The 21,010-nt window shown below is 44.7% G+C and carries 16 protein-coding genes and 1 tRNA gene; 6 read left to right on the top strand and 11 right to left on the bottom strand.

From position 1 onward, the window contains the following. Nucleotides 1–193: 193 nt before the first annotated feature. The 10 genes from WS34_RS11230 to WS34_RS11185 form a co-directional block, all read right to left on the bottom strand. Complete coding sequence (locus WS34_RS11230) at nt 194–1,087, bottom strand: DUF5106 domain-containing protein (protein WP_046404892.1); 894 nt, start codon at nt 1,085–1,087, stop codon at nt 194–196. A gap of 76 nt (nt 1,088–1,163) precedes the next feature. Further along, complete coding sequence (locus WS34_RS11225) at nt 1,164–4,310, bottom strand: FimE-like fimbrial tip protein (RefSeq protein WP_046404889.1); 3,147 nt, start codon at nt 4,308–4,310, stop codon at nt 1,164–1,166. A gap of 39 nt (nt 4,311–4,349) precedes the next feature. Continuing rightward, a complete protein-coding gene (fimD, locus tag WS34_RS11220; protein ID WP_046404887.1) occupies nt 4,350–6,566 on the bottom strand; it encodes a fimbrial tip adhesin FimD in 2,217 nt (738 codons plus the stop codon). A gap of 6 nt (nt 6,567–6,572) precedes the next feature. Next, complete coding sequence (locus WS34_RS11215; protein ID WP_046404885.1) at nt 6,573–8,114, bottom strand: hypothetical protein; 1,542 nt, start codon at nt 8,112–8,114, stop codon at nt 6,573–6,575. Nucleotides 8,115–8,135: 21 nt separating this feature from the next. Continuing rightward, on the bottom strand, nt 8,136–9,041 hold the full coding sequence (locus WS34_RS11210; protein WP_046404883.1) for a FimB/Mfa2 family fimbrial subunit: 906 nt from the start codon (nt 9,039–9,041) through the stop codon (nt 8,136–8,138). A gap of 82 nt (nt 9,042–9,123) precedes the next feature. Next, nucleotides 9,124–10,260 (bottom strand): hypothetical protein, encoded by a 1,137-nt coding sequence (locus tag WS34_RS11205; RefSeq protein ID WP_046404880.1) that lies wholly within the window; start codon nt 10,258–10,260, stop codon nt 9,124–9,126. Nucleotides 10,261–10,290: 30 nt separating this feature from the next. Beyond that, nucleotides 10,291–11,775, bottom strand: a complete 1,485-nt coding sequence (locus WS34_RS11200; protein WP_046404878.1) for a DUF3868 domain-containing protein — start codon at nt 11,773–11,775, stop codon at nt 10,291–10,293. Between the two features lie 12 nt (nt 11,776–11,787). Next, nucleotides 11,788–12,363: a DUF3575 domain-containing protein gene (locus WS34_RS11195; RefSeq protein ID WP_046404876.1), complete on the bottom strand. Its 576-nt coding sequence runs from the start codon at nt 12,361–12,363 to the stop codon at nt 11,788–11,790. A gap of 842 nt (nt 12,364–13,205) precedes the next feature. After that, nucleotides 13,206–13,772, bottom strand: a complete 567-nt coding sequence (locus WS34_RS11190; protein WP_046404873.1) for an RNA polymerase sigma factor — start codon at nt 13,770–13,772, stop codon at nt 13,206–13,208. A 273-nt stretch (nt 13,773–14,045) separates the two neighbouring features. Next, nucleotides 14,046–14,342, bottom strand: a complete 297-nt coding sequence (locus tag WS34_RS11185) for a hypothetical protein (RefSeq protein ID WP_046404870.1) — start codon at nt 14,340–14,342, stop codon at nt 14,046–14,048. A gap of 734 nt (nt 14,343–15,076) precedes the next feature. Here WS34_RS11185 and WS34_RS11175 point away from each other — a divergent pair. Together WS34_RS11175 and WS34_RS11170 are read left to right on the top strand one after the other, a co-directional pair. Next, a complete protein-coding gene (locus WS34_RS11175; RefSeq protein WP_046404865.1) occupies nt 15,077–17,107 on the top strand; it encodes a TrkA-related ion transporter in 2,031 nt (676 codons plus the stop codon). A 67-nt stretch (nt 17,108–17,174) separates the two neighbouring features. Beyond that, nucleotides 17,175–18,224, top strand: a complete 1,050-nt coding sequence (locus WS34_RS11170; protein ID WP_046404863.1) for a Kelch repeat-containing protein — start codon at nt 17,175–17,177, stop codon at nt 18,222–18,224. A gap of 315 nt (nt 18,225–18,539) precedes the next feature. Here WS34_RS11170 and WS34_RS11165 read toward each other — a convergent pair. After that, nucleotides 18,540–18,615, bottom strand: a tRNA-Thr gene (locus WS34_RS11165). Nucleotides 18,616–18,756: 141 nt separating this feature from the next. Between WS34_RS11165 and WS34_RS11160 the strand changes: the two genes are divergently transcribed. The 4 genes from WS34_RS11160 to WS34_RS11145 all read left to right on the top strand — a co-directional run. Continuing rightward, entirely contained in the window at nt 18,757–19,134 is a 378-nt protein-coding gene (locus WS34_RS11160) for a diacylglycerol kinase family protein (protein ID WP_046404899.1), read from the top strand. A gap of 12 nt (nt 19,135–19,146) precedes the next feature. Next, nucleotides 19,147–19,704, top strand: a complete 558-nt coding sequence (locus WS34_RS11155) for a phosphatase PAP2 family protein (RefSeq protein ID WP_286693729.1) — start codon at nt 19,147–19,149, stop codon at nt 19,702–19,704. Between the two features lie 75 nt (nt 19,705–19,779). Beyond that, nucleotides 19,780–20,148: a DUF8478 family putative metalloprotein gene (locus WS34_RS11150; protein WP_046404861.1), complete on the top strand. Its 369-nt coding sequence runs from the start codon at nt 19,780–19,782 to the stop codon at nt 20,146–20,148. Nucleotides 20,149–20,311: 163 nt separating this feature from the next. Beyond that, a partial coding sequence (locus tag WS34_RS11145; protein ID WP_046404894.1) for a TonB-dependent receptor occupies nt 20,312–21,010 on the top strand: 699 nt, incomplete at its 3' end.

Here is a 21,010-nt window from a genome sequence, read left to right as displayed (position 1 = left end):
GAATCTTTCATCCGCCCCAACCAATATTCGAATATCAGATCGACAACCCTACCGATATCATATCCACGACGCTTCATGCTTTTTCAGATTTTTGTTATTTTTATATATTAAATCCGAAAAAGGAAAAAAGTATAACAGAAAAATGATTTTTTTTTGAAAAAATAGCTTGTACCCCCACGCCGCTCTCTTTCGGCTATTGTTCAGAGAGCCATGCCTCGATTTTTTCTGCCGAAGCATCCTTGAGTATTACCCGTTTCCCGCTATCGAGCAGGTAGAGGGTGGGCATTGCCTTGAGATCATATACCTGTTCACGGGTAAGCCGTTTTCCCTCGTCATAACCATCGATCCAACGGGCGGGAAAGATCGCTTTTTCCCAGGCCGGCGTTTTACCCTCCACACACACGGATAGCAGACATAACCGTCCGGCCTTCATAAATTCATTCATAACCGGTAAGGAGAGAAGCGCCTTCTTCACACGTTGGCAGTCCGCACAATCGGGATCATTGAAGTAAAGCACAACATAATCGGCTTTTATACCCGAAAGCCGGTTCATGGCACCGTCGCGGGTCCGGTAGGTAAAATCGGCAGCCACATCACCCGGACGATTCTTCAGGGCCATTTCCAAGAGGTAACGGGGACGTTCTTTATCCCAATCATCCAAACCGGGATTCCCGAGCAGTGAACGCAGTACCAGGATATGCAGCTCCTCGTTGTACATAGGCGAGTTGGGTTCGTAAAGATATTTATCCCCCAAGGATATGAAATGGTACAACATCTCTTTTTCCACCATAGCACGCCGGAAAAGCGTGTCGACGGCAACCTGTGCTTTTGCCGTGTAGGGAAGAATACTGATAAAATCGACAAATGCCTGTTCTGTGATTTCAGGCCGGGAAATTAAGGTGGTGTCAGCAAAATTGAAATAATCCCAGTAATGCACGGCCAGATAAGCAGCCCGTTCTGCGGGATCCGTCAGAAGAACAGGTACCTCGGGTAACCGAAACTCCTCCGTCGTTCGTTGCGCCTGAGCGAAGGGCGTAAGCCCGATACAGAAAATACATGCCCAAAGGGTTAGATTCAGAATTTTCATGTCGTTTGGTATTATGATTTATGAAAAACTCCGGACGCTTCCACGTTCGGAGTTTCCGATTGTATCATTCAAAATATCAGTTACCGGTAGCCGCTTGAAGTTCAATATCCGGCTTTGCGAACAGCTCAGCCAAATTATCGTAGATTTTGTGATAAACGTTTCCGGCAGTATCCTCGTAATGCAACTCGACTTTGTCGGAATACCAGTTGAACTCGTACTCCCTGCGCAGGCGCAGTTCATATCGGCCGTCAGCCGTAACGGTAACCGAACCGATACGACTGTTGTTGCCGACACGCTCGAAAGAGACGAACGCACCGACAGGCACATCCTTTACACCGTCAGCAGCTGTATAACGGAGCGTTCCCGTAATCGATCGGTTGGTTACCCGGAAAGTCTTACTATAATATACCACTTGTTTCTCGTTGGAGGAAATCGTGATGTCGCCCGCACTTACAATGCTATTTGTGATAAACGGCAAGGTTTTACGCTCTCCGTTCTGGTTTACTGAAATAGTCGTTGTATTGTCTATGTTTTCGATTGCGTTTGTACCATAGTTACGTTCGGCCTCCCTGTCAGCCTCCACTGTATAAATGAAACGTCCCGGAACTGCAGGATCGGCTTTTAGTTTCGTTCCATTCAATTTGTTTGCCGCCAAGCGGTTCTCATCAATCTTCAGCATAGGCGCATCGATATAAATTTCGAACTCATTGCCGAACGGATCTACCGAGTTGCCGTCCGATCCGCAAAAACTGGTCACGTCAATGGCAATATCCACCTCCTGTTCGGGTTGATAAGTCCATACCAAAGAGGTTACCACTTCAGGAATATCTGCCGCTGAAGCGGACCTATCCGGTTCGTCATCTTTCCCTTTCCAATCCTCACCGGCATATTTTACACGTGCCCCGAAACGGAACGGATTGTAATTGGCCAGCTCAAACGTAACGCTTCGGTATGAATTACCGGCATATATACCCATATCACCGGCATCTTCCGCCAGTACCGCCTCATTACCGGGTTGGTTCGAGGCAATCCTGACCACTTCCGCGCTTTTTGCCCGGTTCGTGTACATATAAATCGAATATTTACCGGTTTCCGTCGGACTGCCGGGCTTTATCGGTTTGAACATCAACATACGACCACCTGCCGGATTGTTCTTTCTCCACCACGTATCTGCCTCGTCAGGATAGAAATTACAGTCAAACGACACCATATCGGCTTCCGACGGATCTTTATAATCCGACAAATACTGTGAATATAGCAAAAACTCATCTTTCTCTCCGGCATTGAATGGTGTTCCTCTTTGGTCATCTCCCACTTCATCGCCTTGTTTCTGCATGAGTTGCAGATCAAACTGCACCTTAGCATTGATCTTCTGCGGTACCAGGCGGTATAACACATACTCGTCATCTGCATATCCATCCGGATTTTGGGCAGGATCGGCGCTATACGCTTTCAGTCCCGTTACCGTGATGGACTTACGGGTGTCAGAGAACGTAAATTCCCGAGTCATGGTTTCGAAGTGTTCGGCCTCAATATAGAGCGTCCCTTTATATCCGGCAACCTGTGACAGGATATTCTCGAAATAAACCCGTTGCACACCGGCCTGTTCGACCGTATATAGAAATTTGTAGTCCGGTTCCGTTTTGATGTCTCCACTACTGTACCACTCCTTGTCGCCATTACGGACCACGGGCAATGCCATACCTGCCTCGTAACGTATATCCAGTTCGTTGGCCGATAGGTACACTTTCATCGGGAACAGCTCGTCAGGGCATGTTTCGGGAATGGTAAACATCACCGTTACGTGCGAACGGTCTTCGGTTGGATTATTCTCGTTTATTTTTCCGTACACCTGCGTGCCTACCCATGAAGGAGTGAATGCCTGTCTCTTCACTGTGATCACTTTAATTTTGCGTTGCAGACGTCCTTTCTTTACAAGCAATGTACCTTCCAGCTTCTCGTTATTTCCCAAAGGGAGCAGAGAGATGACGATACTGCCCTTACCAATCCCGTCTTCAATCTCAAAACTTTTGTCTATATTTTGTCTAGCCACAAGGTTATCTATCCACGAGACATCTGCCTTATCGTCTTCTGTTATCGTCGTTCCGTTTTTACCTTTAACAGTATAAGAAAGTGTGTAGTTTCCGGTTCCGCCCGTAGCGTCTCCATCTATTATATAGTTGGTCTTTTCAACCGTGAGAATGTAATTCTGATCCTCTACCTCGTTCACCTCATCGGAAATGGAGATCCAGACGTTGTTCGTGGCCGCTGCTGTCAATGCAGCGGCGAAGTTTTCCTGTCCAAAAGAAAGGGCTCCCTTGATATTCAACTTGTAATGATGGTTACGGCGTATGAGAATCTGATCGCCTTTTTCGTCAATCAGCATCACCCGATAATATTTTTCCGTGGATTCACCCGGAACATGTCCGCGAATGATGATACTGACAGGATCATCTGCGCTGTTTTCACTTTCGAAGATATACTGTTTCGTGGCCGTGGTCACGTCCGTGATGTCGCTCATCCTGGCATCATTCTGCGGAAGTGTGACAAACGGATCGTCTTTGCCCGGCCACTCGAAATCGAATCCCTTTTCCGGATGATAGGGAGCTACCGTACCAAAGGCATTCGTGTTATAGGCTACAAAACCCGTCACCTCTATCCACCCGTTGATCGGATTGTCAATGGAAACCTGCGCATGGTTACGGATCATCTTTATCGTATTTCCCTTGTCGGCCATCTGAGCATCGATCTTACTATCGTTATCCGGATCGCAGGTAAAACGTGCCCAATAGATCATACGCCCCGACGAGCCCTCCAGCAGAGCCATAACCTCGGCCTCCGATTTGTTACGAAATTTATCCTCCTTGAATTCCGACATATTCTGATTGGCGAGAAAATGTACGGTTCGGGTATTTTCAGGCACTTCGGCCTCGAAATTTCCTGTTAAGCCGGCCCCATTCCCGGTAGGGGTAACTTTGGCCTCGACGGTCGTGGTGAAAAGACCGTAACTGTCGAAACAGAACAGTGTCATGTCCTGTACACCACCTCCGTCGGGATCGACCGAACGGGTTATCACCTCCTGCATAGCCGGAATATCGGCACTGAACCGGAGGGCCACGTAACCTTCATGTGCCGTGGGCATCGAGTCCGGCAGATCATCTTGCCGGCAAGAGACCAGTAGCGCGGCCAAGGTTATTGCCGTATGTATTACTCTTTTTATCATAGTCTTATCCTTTATCTGTTCTTCGTACTAATTACCGGTCTATTTGCCATTGTAAACGTCGCGGACACAACGAACACCGGTTCCATCCATATTGTTTTTAGAGTTGGATACCCTACCGCTTGCACTATAATAATATGCAGCATTTAACAGATAATCTATAGCATCTGCATCTGCATTTTCTGTTCCTTGAAAATCCATGATAATCTTCAATTCGGCCTCGGTCGGCAAACGCCAATCGTCATACACCGTCCCATCCTCTGCAACCTCCACATAATTAGCGCAATGCTCCCGTGCGACCCTCAAACTTTCGTCGCTGTCATCCAATGTCAAATTTCCAGCCCCCAACATAAAGCCACCTAATGAAGACGCAATCATAAAAGATGGGGAGACCAGTTGAGCATTATCTTTTCCGGGATCTGTAACCATCAGTCCAGGATTACTTTCGTCTTCTATCAATCGAGGACGTCCCACTGTATATTTATTCGATGTTGCTGTTAATCGAATATGGTACAAACGTCCATTGTATTCTCCTGTGCTGCTTGTCTTTCTCTGATTCTTAGTATTCCAATAATAGTGCAGAATAGTTGATTTTCCGTTCGTTACACTGGAAACAAACTTAGATCGGAAAAAACCGCTGGATGTATTACTTTCACCCCACCAACCACTTTCTGATGCTTCGTAATCATATTGTCCGTTCCAGTTGGATATATTTCTCGTGGCAAGGCTGATTCCGTATATACGGTCTCCCGCATACTCATACGTGGTAGGCCGGGCCTTATTTGTTTTAAAATCGTCACGATAAGAATACCAACTCTGTATGTTTATGATGTACTCCAACGGGTACTGGATAATTTCGACCTCACGTTCTACCTGATCATCATTAAAGACTTTCACTTTGATATAGCGGATCGTGTTGTTGGTCGGTACCGGGCTATGAATGCCGATATTTCCTGTTACATCAGGCTCGGGGGTTATGGTGATTTGCCTGAAAGTCTGAGCATCTACAGAACGTTGCACTCCGAACTTGTCGTAATAATAAGCGCTTACAACTTCAGCATGTACTTCCGATGACGATGCAAATCGCAGTGTAGTATTGTCATCCGCCATATTATGCATCTCCATCTCGTTTTCATTCAGCGTCAGGTAGACCGGACGATCATCCTCACCGCCAATCAGAATCATCTGTTCGTTCCAGTCCTGCACAGAATAAGTCATATCAGTCAATTCAACCGGTTTTGACGGGTCGTTGGCCCCGGGAGCATTCACACTGACTACCACCTCGTAGCAGGTATTACGTTCCAGTGCTTTCTTTTCGCTGACAGGGATCTGGTACCAGTTGCTTTCACGAAGCTGTGCATCCTCTCCATCCCCCTCATACTTCATGGGAATATTCACAACCAGGCGTACTTCCTTTTCAAGAGCACTTTCGTTTACCCACGTATGAGCATAGGTATAGGCGGTCACGGTAATTAAATCCGCAGTCCAGTTGAAATAGCTGCCGGAGGACTTATCGGTATCTGTCAGATCAGCCGTACCGTTTACATCCGCTACTACCGATGTAGTATAAGGCATGTTGCGCAAATAATATCCTGCATTATGGGCTTCCTTACTGTCATCGAACGTTACTCTGCCCCCCTTCTGTATCCTGACGACAATCTTGGCTGCCGCACGGCGCAAGGTAACCTGCAGTTCCGTATTGTCCGTAGCCGTTCCGTAGTTTAGAGTTACCGTTTCGGGGGCATTGGGTTCATCGGTTCCAGCATAAGCCACTCCGTCCATCAGAAAAGTCCGCGGGGCACCGCTCACCTGCGGTAATCCTGTCATGTGGATATTCCGGTCGCTCTGCGTCATGGCCTTGAGTTTATTCAGATCGAAGTCTTTGGCATCGAATATTTCCGTCTGAGCTGTGCTGTTGGCAATCAGGTATACCCAATACTTTGTGTCTTTATTGAAACTGCTCCTCTTAGCCGTTAAGGTGATCTTACCGCTACCGGTTTCACTGCCCTCCACCCGCTCGTGCCATTTCCAATCTCCGTTCTCTTCGAAAATCACAACGTCGATATGGTTGACGGCCATTTCCACTCCGGGTTCATTGCCGGCACGGCTCACAGGCAACGTCTCCGACGATAGATTAAGAATGATGCTATTACCGTTCTTTTCCATGCTTCTGCCCGAAATATCGTCGTCTTTTTCACAGGCGGTAAGAAACAGTACCGCCATGCCACAAACAATAATATGATATACTAGCTGTTTCATTGCTCGTTAGTTATTTATGGGTACTTCGATCTGTTTTATCACAATTGCCTCAGGAATGTTACTCCCCTGCCATTTCACGGAAGCGCTCTGCCCGTTAATTAATAACAATGAACTACCTGTCTGATCCCACGCCGGAGTGTAAGAGATAGCGAGACTTACCGTCTTGTCCACATTTGTGGACTTCAATGCCTTGATCTTGATTTGGTAGGGGTCAGAGGAAGCCACATAATTTCCCGGATCAACAAGCACTCCTTTTTGATAAACCGTTATCTCAAAATCTCCAGCTGTGGCATCAAGCAATGTGGGAACCCATATCTGTTTGTCAGGCCCGAATATCGAGAATGTGAAAGAGTAACTGCCCTCCTCAGAAGCAGCATCGTTATTGTACCAAATAGTCGGTTGGCTGTATTGTCCATCTTCCGGTACCGAGCTTCCGTCAGCAGGTGTTATCGGATTGTCGTAACTCGGATAAGCGAAAGTGATATTGTAATTCTCCTTATTCCAGTCGGCCACCTTATATTCGACGGTTATCTTACCATCGTTGTGCATCAGGCAACAGACCGTGTAATATTTATTCCTTTCGATAGGAGGCATGTATACGAAACCGCTTCGGGCGTTTCCATCGAATTCATAGTCTACCCGGAGAACATTACCGTCGTCATCCCCCTTGACATCCCATTGGGTGCTGCCCCAAGGGTTCTCGAAAAGATAGAAAGATTCGTTCAGAACAGGTGTATAGTTCGCCGGGTTTTCCTTATCGGTTTGCGAGGCATTCTCAGCTAAAGTTTTCGTTACCTCTTCTTCGACAACTTCGAGGCTGATATCACCTGTAATACCTGTTATCGCTTTCAGTGTTTCATCAGTTTGCGGCATCAGGTAATTGCGTGTCCTTGTTCCGGATGCCAGTACGGTCAATCCGGTAACACGCAGACTGCTATTCTCTCCGACAGGCTTGGCTGCGAATACGCCGAGCTTACCTATCGGGCGTTTCAGTTCAAAGGTAAGGTTATGCCGGAGCAACGTGTGCCCTGCATGTCCGGGATCGGCCGGGGTCTTATCCGACAACTGCGTCAAGTCGATTGTTTCCGTCTGTTTGCAAAACATCGGCAAACCTTTCGACGTATTCAGCTTTGTGAATGTAAAATGGTTCAACTGGATTTCCGTTGTGTTTTCCGTCAATAAGACAGAAGAACCCGGTGTTTCCATGGCCGCTTCGTTGGCCACGACATAGAAGTCCACCTTCTGTGTCATGGTGGAATACATGGTCAGGTGCATCAGGAACGAGGGATTGTTCACGTCCAGTCCGTCTTTCGTGTAGAAGTGTCCGGCCGGTTGTCCATCGACAAAAGCGTATACGCGCAACGAGTGCAGAACAGTCTCGTTGTTTGTGGGAATACCGTCGGTCTCCTCTACGGCCCGGGTGCCTATGTTCAGTTGTACCAACGCATCCCCCTTTTCAGAGGGGACTGTATATTTTTCTTTGATACAGCCGGAGAGCAGAGAAGCACAACAGCCGAATAAGAACACCGCATAAAGTATCTTTCTCATATTTCACATATTTTAAGGGTCTTAAAATTCAGGTTTCACTTGCTCAACATACCATTCGGGAACAGTGACCGTTATCGCGCCCGCCTTGAATTCGATCCGGATCGGAATCAGCACCTCTTGTTTAGAACAATCGATCATAGGATTAGCAGCCAAAAAATCAGCCAGGTTGACCTCCGCCAGCAGCTCTTCCCCGGAAGCCTGACGCAGACAGACGTTCACGTCCCTATGATTCATGTGCCGCATTATGTTGGCACGAGCCGTCAGTAATTTTTTGCCGGACTCGTATGTAGTTTCAAGCAAATAATCCGTAGCCTCTCCGCATGCCCGGTTCTCGAAATCGGTACAAGGCGAGACACCACATATCTCAAGTACAGGCAATGAACCTGCACGTTTTCCCACAGCGGGAATCCCAACCACTTCTACGAACAAATCGTAGTGGGAGCTGGCAAATTCTATCGTTTTGGTCTGATCATCCTCTTCCCTGCCGGTAAAAGGCAGCACGGTATAGGACGTTGAAGCTTGATAAAGAGAGTCGTTGCCGGAAACCTGTTTACCGGCAAAATAATCCCCGTCAGCAAATACTATTTTGTTAAAGTCACAAGTGGTGAGGCCCTCCACTCTCGTATGATGGGTGTTTCCCACGCAGACGATCCTGTAATCCCCGGCTTTGAGCGGGGGAAGCAAAGCCGTACGGCTTGCTAACTCATCGTCGGATAAAGTATGCGAATTGACGCATTTATTCTCTGCATCGAAAACATACATTTCCACCCGGCAGATCTTGTCGGGGAATATCTCCGTCGTACCATCTCCCTTATAGCTGAGTATCAATCTATTGACACTAAAACAGTCATCTATGTCTTCATCGATACAAGAAGTTAACGAACCTCCTAACAACGCCAAACAGAAAACAATACTCGTCAATTTCATAAATCTTATTTTTATTTCATCAAGGAGAAAAAAGAGGGGGGAGGACGGGATACACCCGCCATTCCGCACCCTTTAATAATTATTAGAATTCAGGAAAAACAGGAACGACAGTCCAGTCTGCCACATCCACATTTAACTCCACGCAACGCTCAGGTTCGTCGAAATCACCATCCGTGAACGAGTAGAGCACCCGGTAGATCTTTCCTGATATAAAGGCAGAAGCATTGGTAAACTGTCCGCGTAAATAGAGAGGCACCTCTGAATTACTGTTCACACCGCGCAGGGCGAGCAACAACTCAGGATTCTTAGCAGCATCCGTCACGTGTGCTAAACCGTAAGTGATGATTCCGGCGGCATCTTCTCCATCTTCAGCAGGATCGGTAATATCCGTACCATCTACGAATTTTTTCCCGCCGACAGCCAATTCTAAATTCAATTCATCGGCCCACGGTGCGGAACGATCTTCGATCCAACCCCATACTTCCGTATGATCGATAGTTTCAAATACTTTAGTATCCTCCACAGGAAGTTTAGACACGAAATCAGACTGTGTATAGTAATTGTTCAATGCTATTTTCTGTAACTTGACAGAGGTATACTTGGGAACATCTCCTCCTTGGGTATACTGGAATCCATAGATTTCGAAACGCGATACACGTGGCTCCAGGGTTACGTTCGCCGTGTAAACATTGTCATGAATTTCGCTCCCGTCAAGTTTTTTTTCTTCAAGCTCATCTTCACCATAAAGAGGATAGGTCGGGTGATCGCTTCCATTGTCATTCGGTATATGATCAACACGGGCTGCAATTGTAGAGTACTCCACGTCACCGATATTCCCCACGACAACGACTTTCGAGGTGGCAGCGGGCAGGAAATGATAGGTAATATCTTTTCCGTTCTCACCTATTTCAGCCCACTTGGAATCTGTTTTACTGAAATAGACCTGTTGATCCTGATTCTCATACTGAGGAACGGTTTGCAGGTTGCCGGCAGCATCCACAAAGAACACCTTGAAATTTTCCAACGCAACCTGGGAACCACCTTTCATTGCATCACCCGTAGCACGTGACTTCACATTCTTTTGGATATTAGGCAGTTTGATTGTCACACTTTTGGGCATAGTATCCGTTTTCACACCACCTTCATGCTCGTCCTTACTGCAAGAAACAAGTCCCATTGTAGCCACTAAGGCCATCAATACTAAATTTTTCACTTTCATAAATACAAAAATTAATGGTTTTATTGAAAATTATAATTGTTCTATCACACCTTGTACTTGTATCAGGTTATGCCGGGCCTCTTCCACCCCTGCTTCGGCGGCACGACGGAAAGCGTCTTCCGCTTTATAAGGCTCTCCGGCCCCGGCATAGGCAACTCCCAGGGTGTTGAGAAGCGTGGAATCGCTGAAGGTAACCTTCGAATATTCTAACAATTGCACAGCCTTGTCATACTCCTTCTTTGCCATAGCCTCCAATGCCAGGTCGTTCAAGACGGCCGGTGCACCGGGGAAATAGCGGGCAGCCACCTGCATAACTTTCCCGTATCCGGGTGATCCCTTCTCATAAGAATCGGCCACTTTATACATCTCCGTCAAGCTCAGCAGATCGGGACGTTCGTCCACCATGCGCCGGGCCTCGTCGAGATTGAAGTTGCGAACATTGTATTCTATTTTATATTCATTACGCCGTAAAAGAGGATATATCTCGTTGAGCAGGCGATGATAGATGTCGGCAGGTACCAGTTGCTGCAACTGTTTTTCACAGACATCACGGTCTCCTGTACATTCATCGATAATGCGCACGACCTCTCTATGTTTCAGAAGCCCTGGGAACTTGTCCAGCACGAGACGGAAACCTTCCCAATCCTCACCTTTCCAATCGACGTGTATCATGGCAGGGTCGAACTTGTCATGGCGGCAAATATAGTCGGCCAACGCTTTGGCACGATTCTCCGACAGTTTGAGGTTGTGAGCCACAGTACCCTCCGGAGAAGCGTAACCGGTAATAAAAATACCCGTGATGGAAACATCCTCGTTATCCTCGACTAACTGAATCGAATGGGACACGGTATCCAATTCAGAACGATTATCCTTATATCCGGGAAGGATCCTGTAACTATCCTGACGAAACTGGAGACGCGCCGTACGGGTTTCAGCCCGGACTTTCACCGGTTCCGGTTCGGGCACAATCGTACAAATTCTGTAATCAGGGATGAAAGCGGGAAGAATATTCCCGGGCAGGACCTGTTCCGCTTTACCTTCTGAACAGTTTACACACCCATACACCTGCTCACGCAGTTCGATCCGCCCATCGAGCATCCAGTGTTCGTAAGGGACTGTCGCCAGATACTCGTACCCCTGATCTTTACCGTTACGGCGACGGATGACAACCTGTGCATTCTCGTCGTGATAAGGGGGAATGTCTACACTTTCCAGACGCTGAGCCCGAAGATACATTTTGTTGCGGGCTTTACCGTCTATGACGATCGGTGGGAAAGCCGCTTCACGGTTTCCATCCTTGGATAGCAATATGGGAGTCAAGGCTATCGTATGCTGTGTCTTCATTTTAAGTTCACTCAAATCAACCAGCATGGTCAGTTGTACTTCTCTGCCTTTCTTAACAACTCCCCGGTTCTGTACCCCGATTTCGGCAAGGTAACTGACCTCGTTTTCAGCATGTATCACCTCCGGACAACATGCCAGTAACGCTAAGAGTATGATATATAAATGTTTCATCTTTTTCCGGTATTACTTAATAATGTAGATAAGAGATATTCCCGCTTTCGTCGGGCCGAAATAATGCTTCTTCTGGTTACCCTTGAAACGACCGCAGGTCTTGCACTCGTACTTGTCGTACTTCGTGTAAATGTATCCGGCACCGATATTCGCTTCCAGATTCCAGCGTTTACCTAAAATCCAGGTATAACCATAAGAAATACCGATCCCGGTGGCCCACCCCTCATAACGATGCTCTTGGGTAGACTTATTTTGGAAGGGAATCCGCACACCACTGATATTGTATTCTGCAAACCCGGAATGAATACCGAAAAAATGTCCGTTGAAACGTTCGCACAACCAGTACCGGAATTCCGGCATCACCATCCAATGCCTGATCTTCTTATTATCGTCTTTATTAAGGGTCCACGGATTATACCCCCCTACCAGATCAAGGGTTGTACGCTTGCCCAGCCCGAATTCAAACCCGATGTTGGGTGTTGAAGTGGCCCAATAAAGAAGATTGGTTTTAACCGCAATATCCTGCGCGCAGACAAGGTTTCCACACCACCACACGACAAGAAAAATTCCGAGGATTAATCTTTTCATATTTTCATTTTATCGTTATACCATTCGTTACCGGCCAAGCCGGTATGTATATTCACTCCACTTTATTTTCTTTAATATCGGTAAAACATAAAATGTAATGTTGCCCCTGGCTGTATGTGTGTGTATGTATGTGTATGTATTTCTCTGTTTAAATACAGAAGAATAGAAAAGGTAATTCAGGGGCAAACATTACATATTTTATCTGATATTTATACAATAGGACCAATAAAAAGGAACATTTTTATTGGTTGAAATTCGAAAAAAAGGAGGTCTTTATGATGAAGAGTTGACTTACTGAATATCAAATAATTGAACTAAAAATAAAAAAAACCGATCTTATAAATAAGATGGCTTTATGTATCAAAAAAATAAGGTTCGTTTTCTATAGATAAAACTATAACTTTCTTTTCATTAATATTATAATTACATTGCAAATATAAATACTTTTTGAAATATGCAAAAATATAAATACAATTAATTTCATAATAGGTTCGTAAATCTGTTATAAATTACTATATTTTAATATATTATTTCATATAAAAAATATATGTTGTAATTGTAATTTTATCAGAAGTTGATTTTAGTCTTTTCATTATTTCGGTTGTAAAAACTTTTGAATTTGTATCTCATAACGGTTGAAAAATACGTTGACCACTGACCGGCAGAAGTGACCGGGTCCCCACACACGAATACCGGAGACGGACAAGTACTAAAAAATTCTACTCTTCCCGGCGCTAATCAGCCGATAGAACACATAAACCGATAGGATTTATCACCCCCGAAGCAGAACCCTCCGGCAATAAAATCTCTACTCTTCGTTCCTTTGAATTTTCCTGTATTTTTTATCGGAAAAAGAAAATAAACAACAAAGAAGTATATTGTCCCAATTGCTCCCGAAGAAATTTATAAGCCCTGTATTTTTGTTGTTTGACCGTATGTATCGTTATATTCAGGTCACAGGCAATCTCTTCTCCACTCTTACCTTCAAGGCTCATCAGCATAATTTTTTTTCTTTCTTCGGGCAAGCGGTCGATCAATTCCCTCAATTTCCGGAATAACTCTTCCCGCACCACACTATAAAAATTTTCTTCCGACATTTCCCCTTCTTCTTCAAACCAGTGTTTTAGCCTTTCTTCTTCCACATTACGGTCACGCAAATATTTTAAAGCATTATTCCACACTGCACGGTATAAATAAACCGTCAAAGCTTTCCCATTCTCAAAGCGAACCGAACTATTCCACAAATTCACCAGGGTATTCTGAACAATATCGGGAACAACTTGATCATCTGCCAAAATCCGGGAACTATAATGACAAAGGGGAGCATAAAACGACTTGAAAAGTACTTTCCAAGCCTTTTCATCTTTTTGGTTTATTCCTTGAATCAATTCTTTCGTTTCTGGCAACATGATCCCAAGCTTTCGACAGCCGAAAATAGAAAATATATTTAAGAACAAAAAATAAGAAAGAAAAAACGCTGACCGGCAAAATTTCAATTCCGCCAATCAGCATACTGTTAATCGTAAAAAGTCAAAAGTCGGACACCTCCATCGGTCATCGATAGAAAAACAAGCCTTCATTGCTTTCATCTTCGGCATTCGCGGCTATCCAGACTTTAAAATCACCGGGTTCCGGTCCGTATTCCATTTTTAAATTATACATAGAAATTGTTTCGGGGGTAATCAGAAACTCAATGTTCCGGGTCTCCTGGCCTTTAATGCCAATTTCTGATAAGTAGAATAGACATAAAATTCATACCTAAAAATCCATTCCCGCCGATTCAGTAAATCGATACCGAAACTGATACGGAAACTCAAATCTTCGATTACCTCCCAAGTGAGATGTGCATTTCCCGTCACCCAGTCATCCCGGATATTCTTATTCAGGTAAGCGATCGCAGCCAACGGATTCCCGGTAGAAGAATTCTGAGAATCCGAGAAATCTCCTTCTTTATCGTAAGATTTAATAGTAAGGCTCAAACGGTAAGCCTGTCCGACTACCGCCGGGTTGCCATTACTTTTTTAATTAAAAGCAGCTGACATATTATGTCCGATCGTTATTTTTTCTCAGGGGTGATATTCATTATGCGCCCGCAACGTGAGCCGACAATATCCATTCTGTTTGATCACTTCTTTTTACTGGAAGAAAACAACACTCAAATTATAACTTACATTTTCAGCTCCTCCACTCAAGCCAATCTGGTAATCCCTGACGGAATCAAGCCTGAAAATCTCGTCAAACCTATCAGTGCCTTTTTCTAGTAATTCGAGATGTGGATACGCAGGTTCTTCTCCCATAGCACCTTTGGCCAGAACCATGACTTCCGATAATGGCACCGATAGTTTCTTCCTTAACAACCACCGCAGCTCCGATAACGGATTCCCGGTCTTTTTTCTGTCACTTATCCCGTCACCGAAATTCTATCCTGTCCGAAGAGTACTTCCGATAATAACAAAAGTGTACCGATCAAAAACAAGCCTCTTCCCTTCATATGTCTTAAATTTATTAGTAGTAATATAAACGAGTTACTCTCCCCCTTATTTCATCCGATTGCGATTTTCTTCGGCCTGTCGTTTGTAAGGGTTACAACTTTCCCTATATTTGTATAATATAGGATACGGCTCGGCCATGCCATATTTGAAAACAAAGTTTTCATTTGTCATTGCTCTCATCTTTCACTATATTTGCATATTTACATCCAATTTACGGTTTTATGCGTTTATGGAAATGGTTAAAATTGGGGTTTGATCAGACTTTTTCGGGAGCCTGGTGGAAACAATTACTCTGGCTTACCAGTGTGATCGTATTTTTCTTCGCGGGGATGTATATCCTGCGTCCCCAGATCGGTATCTCCCCCCAGCCGGAAAGTGTCTTCACTTCTCCGGCAGAACAAGAATCCCAAAAACTGAATTTTTGGGATTTGGTAGAACTTTTTATCGATCCGGGAGGATTCGCCAATCAAAAAGAGGTCAACCGTCCTTATGCCTTATTGGTCGTACTGGCAGGCATGTTGTTACTTACGGGTATTTTAATTTCGGTATTTTCGAATATGCTGGAACGCCGGGTGGAACGTTTCCGCAAAGGCGACAGCCATTATGCTTTTTCCAATCACATCATTATATTGGGTATCGACGATATGGTACCTTATCTGATCCAGCAACTCCGACGAAATGCCGAATATAAAAAATGCGATATCGTCGTATTGACCGTCGAAGATACCGAACAGGTGCGACTGAAATTCCATGCCGAACTGAACCGGAAAGAAGAAAGGAGACTGGTCATCCTGCACGGACGGCGGGACTCGAAAGAAGAATTAAAAAAAGCCAGGGTTCATAAAGCGGAAAAATTGTTTATCTTAGGAGAAGCGAATGAATACGACCGGGATTCTTTAAATATCGACTGTGTCAAACGTGTGGCAGAAATCTGTGAACAAACCAAACGTAAAAAACCACTCTGTTGTCATGTTTTATTCGAATATCAGGGTACTTTTTCGGTATTTCAGGTTTCGGATATCAGTCAGCAAATCAAACAATACATCGAATTTACTCCTTTCAATTTCTATGAGATCTGGGCTAGACGGGTTTTGGTAAAATGCAGTGCGGAAAGTAACGGCACGATTCATTATTTCCCTCTGGACCGGGGAGGAATTAGCGAAAACTCGGAAAATTACGTTCATCTGGTCATTATCGGTATGACCCGTATGGGTATAGCCCTGGCAATCGAAGCGGCCCATATCGCTCATTTCCCGAACTTCAAAACTCATCGGAAAAAAACGCGGATCACCTTTATCGACCGGGAAGCCAGACGGGAAATGGATTTCTTCATGGGACGTTACCGTCATTTGTTCGACTTATCGGAAGCCCGGTTTATGGATTGTGAACAAGACAAGACATTTCATCCCTGTCCCAGAACTTCGACAGCCGATTTTATCGATTTGGAATGGGATTTTATCCAGGGAAGGGCCGAATCCGAACCTGTCCAAACCTTATTAGGGCAATGGAGCGGTGAAAAAGATAAACTATTGACCATTGCCATCTGTTTTAATTTTCCGCATACCAGTCTTGCCCTCGGTCTTTATCTCCCGGATGCCGTCTATGCCCACCAGGTTCCGGTATTGATCCGCCAGGAAACCTCGGACACGATTCTACAAATCGTCAATTCTTCTATAAAATATCAGGCTTTACGGCCATTTGGAATGGTCAACCGCTGTTACGACCTGACGATGGAGAATTTATATCTGCCGAAATGTATCAATTATGTCTACGACTATTTTTATCAACATGGGGTCAATCCCCCGGATCTCCCTTCCGAAAAAGAATTGACAGAAAAATGGAATAAGCTACGGGTAGTGAAACAATGGTCGAATATTTACAATGCCAGCTCTATAGCCACTAAGCTCCGTTCGATCGGAATCGCCTTACCTATGAAAGATAGAATGCGAGAACTCACTCCACATGAAATCGCTATCCTGGCAGAAGTAGAACACAACCGCTGGAATGTCGAGGAATTGTTAATGGGTTACCGGATTGTGACTCCCGAAGAAGAAAAAGAAATTGAAAAAAATATCGAATTGAAAAACGTATACAAGGAAAAACGTACTGCCCACTATGACATCCGGCCTTATGAAGATTTACGGTCGGATGAAAGCAGTCGTTGTGCCAATGTCTACGACATCAGCATCACTTCGGCAATTCCTTTAATCCTCAACCATATACATACGCAAACCGATCAAGTGGAGGACTGATCATTTATTTTAGATTTTGTTTGTAAATTATCTATTCATTAACTATACTTGTAAAAAAAACAAAGTCATGAAATACTTTTCGTTCCTTGTTTATCTAGTAGCCTTTATCGCTTGTCATGACGATCACCATACAGAACCGGAATTACCACAAGGCCAGTGGACCGAATCGCATCCATTCAAGGGAATTCCACGTACAGGAGGGGTCAGTTTTACTATCGGAGACGTCGCTTATGTCGGCCTGGGGCGTACTTTATCTACAGCTACCGAGGCATTAAAAGATTTTTGGATGTACAAAGATACGACCTGGACCCGTATCGCCGACTTTCCAGGGACAGAACGTTACGGAGCGGTTGCTTTTGTGCTCGGCAATATCGCCTATGTAGGTACAGGTTATACTCCATCCACCAAAAATCAAGCAGATGAATTTCATCATGATTTCTATGCCTATGACCCATCGACCGGTAAATGGAGCGACACTCCGGTGACTTATTTACCTCCCGATGCCCAGGGCGAAAGTAATGCCCGCAAAGATGCCATTGCTTTTTCGTTAAACAATAAAGCTTACGTAGGTACAGGCATTTCACCTAAAAACCATGCTTTGAAAGATTTATATTGTTTCGACGGTTCGACCTGGACAGAACTTTACTTTCCCGGTGAAGCCCGATACGGAGCTTCGGTTTTTGTCATAGACGATAAAGCGGTAATCTGCCTGGGGATAAGCGGGGCGAATAAAACGTCCTATTTAGTCGATGTAAATATTTTCGACGGCATAACCCAGGAATGGTATGCTCCCCGCCCCCTGGTAAATCTGAAATCCCATCAGGACGACGAAGAATACGACCAGATTCCGCGGGCTTATGCCATAGCTTTCACTTCGGACAAAACGGACGGACAAACCAAAGGATATATCACGACAGGGATGGGCCCGTATCTTCATACCTGTTGGGAATACGATATTCAAAAAGATCATTGGAGGAAAGTCAGCGATCTCCCTGCTCCTATGACAAAGCGGATGTATGCTGTCGGCTTTTCCTTAAACGGTAAGGGATATATCACTACCGGAGGATTGAATTTAAACACCCCTATCCCCGCCGATATGTGGAGTTTTACCCCATAAACCGAAAACCGGGAAAGTTTCCGGTTCCTGATACCGGTCATCGATGAGCTAATTTAAATGGATTCACCAACGCCTGACTCTGCCGGAGTGTATATTTTGCTTTCATAGCGTGTACACTTTATGACCATACCAGCAATAAAAATTTTAAAACAACAAAAATCCCGAATTGATCCAAGTTTTTGTTTCAAATTTTCGTGTAACAATCGTGTAACATTTACGGAAATAACGGCAAAAAAGTTTGATTTTTTGCACTAAAAACGGGGTCAAAATCGATTGATTATTGACCCCGTTTAGTTGTAAGTTACTGATTTTCAGTGGAGCCAATTGCGGGACTCGAACCCGCGACCTACGCATTACGAATGCGTTGCTCTACCAGCTGAGCTAAATTGGCGTTTACGGGTGCAAAAGTAACAATTTTTTGAGATATCAAAACGATTCAGGAGAAAAAATCTACCTCACCGGATATAAAGTTTACCGGATTTTGGCCATGTTTGCAAAAAAAACTACGTTTGTAGCCGTTCAAAGACTAATTATGGCATCCGAAAAAAAATTTTCTTTCAAAGCCCGTTTGCATAGTTTCAAATATGCTTTTCGTGGTGTGTTTCTTTTATTTCGTTACGAACACAATGCGTGGATACATTTGATTGCAATTGTTTGTGCTGTCATGGCAGGCATCATTTTATCCCTGACTTCTTTGGAATGGGTAGTAATCCTTTTTGCTATCGGTAGTGTGCTTGCTGCCGAAGCCATAAACACGGCGATTGAAAAACTAGCCGATTTCATTTCCCCGTCGCATCAGGTCCTTATCGGTAAAGCAAAAGACCTCGCAGCAGCAGCAGTACTGATCCTGTCCACCTGTGCATTTATCATCGGAGGTATTATCTTTATTCCTAAAATAATCCATTTCTAAGTTTTATTCCTCATGCAAACAAAATATATTCTGCCTTGCCTGTTAAGTACTCTTTTTTTCTTAAACTCTTTTTCGCCCTCGGCTCAGAATCGTAAAACCATCGAAACGACGACCGATATTCTCATGTTCATCACACCGGTAGCAGGATTTGCCGGTTCACTGGCTATCGGAGATTATCAGGGTACCAAACAAATTATCTTTTCGGGAGCAACGAATATGGCCATGACCTATGCCCTGAAATATGTGATCAGGAAAGAACGGCCGGACCATAGCGATCATCATGCTTTTCCTTCTTCCCATACCTCCGTCTCTTTTCAGGGAGCTTCCTTTATACAAAGACGCTACGGATGGAAATTCGGCTTACCGGCTTATTTACTCTCCGCCTACGTCGGTTGGGGACGGACGTATGCCAAAAAACACGATTGGTGGGATGTCATCGGAGGAGCAGCCATCGGAACAGCCAGCAGCTATATCTTCACCCGTCCGTTTGCCCGAAAACACAACATTACTTTTTCACCGGTAATTCTCAGTGGACAACACCCCGGGTTTTATGCCTCTATCCGGTTTTAATCGGCTTCTCAGTTTTTTTATTTAGAATAATTAAAAATTATTTATTATATTTGTCCTCACTTTAGTGAAGGAAACATGCAAAAAGTAAAAAAACACACCGGTATACGAATTTTTTTCTTAGCCCTGTTTTTGGGTTATTTTGCCGACATTACATTTTTTACTCATAGCCATATTACCCACGGAGTTACTATTGTCCATTCGCATTTTTCTTGCCCGCTTCCGACAAATAAGGATTCCCGATCCTCCCAACACGATCATTCGGCTAATGCATTAATCCTGATCGCTCATGCGCAGATGTGGCACAGTCTGGTCCAAACTTCTCCGGAAATCCCGGACCTGCCATGTACCCGGCATATCACTTATTATACAGAAACCACCGGCACTCCGGAACCGATCTCCATTCCTCATTTTCACCTCAGAGGCCCTCCTGTAAAAACGTTATGATTTCAACGGCACTTTGCCGAAGGGTATCCAATTGCTTACCGAAAACGGAAACTTTGTCTCTGCCTACAACGAATCCACAGAAACGAAGTTTTCCCGGATATACTTTGTATACCTATCGGTAAGCCAAACTTTCTATCGTTAAACTTTATAAATTTCTATTACCATGCGTTTATTTTTCTTATTTCTGCTCTTACTTGGGTCGGTCCATCACTCTATAGCGGATCATTTTACAGATAAAAAAACGAAAACCGATACCAACCTCACAGGCCATGTCATCGATAAAAATACCGGAGAACACATTCCTTTCTTCACTGTCAGCCTGAAAGGTACAACACTTGGAACAGCGACAGACGAAACCGGCCACTATTTTCTAAAAAACCTACCGATCGGTACCTATACTATCCGGGTAAACGGAGTAGGCTACCGATCGGCAGAAAAACAAATTACCCTCAGGCAAGGAGAAACCCACGAACTTAATTTTGAAGTGGAAGAAGACATGATCCAGTTGGAAACCGTAGTGATATCGGCCAATAAAAACGAAACAAACCGGCTGGAAGCACCGATAGTGGTCCATGTAATGACTCCGAAATTATTCGAAAATACCAATTCGGTATGCCTGGCCCAAGGACTCAGTTTTCAGCCCGGTCTTCGGGTAGAAACTAATTGCCAGAACTGTGGCTTCCAGCAAGTCCGCATAAACGGTCTGGACGGTCCCTATACCCAGCTGCTTTTAGACGGAAAAGCTTTATTCAGTTCATTAAACGGTGTATACGGTATCGAACAAATTCCAACCGGAATGATCGAACGTGTCGAAGTTATGCGCGGTGGTGGTTCTGCTCTCTATGGTGCCAACGCCATCGGT

This window comes from Odoribacter sp. N15.MGS-14 (genome assembly GCF_000980245.1).
Taxonomy (GTDB): Bacteria; Bacteroidota; Bacteroidia; order Bacteroidales; family Marinifilaceae; genus Odoribacter; species Odoribacter splanchnicus.
Note: the sequence above shows the minus strand (reverse complement) of the source record. Positions and strands in the feature narration are given on the sequence as shown.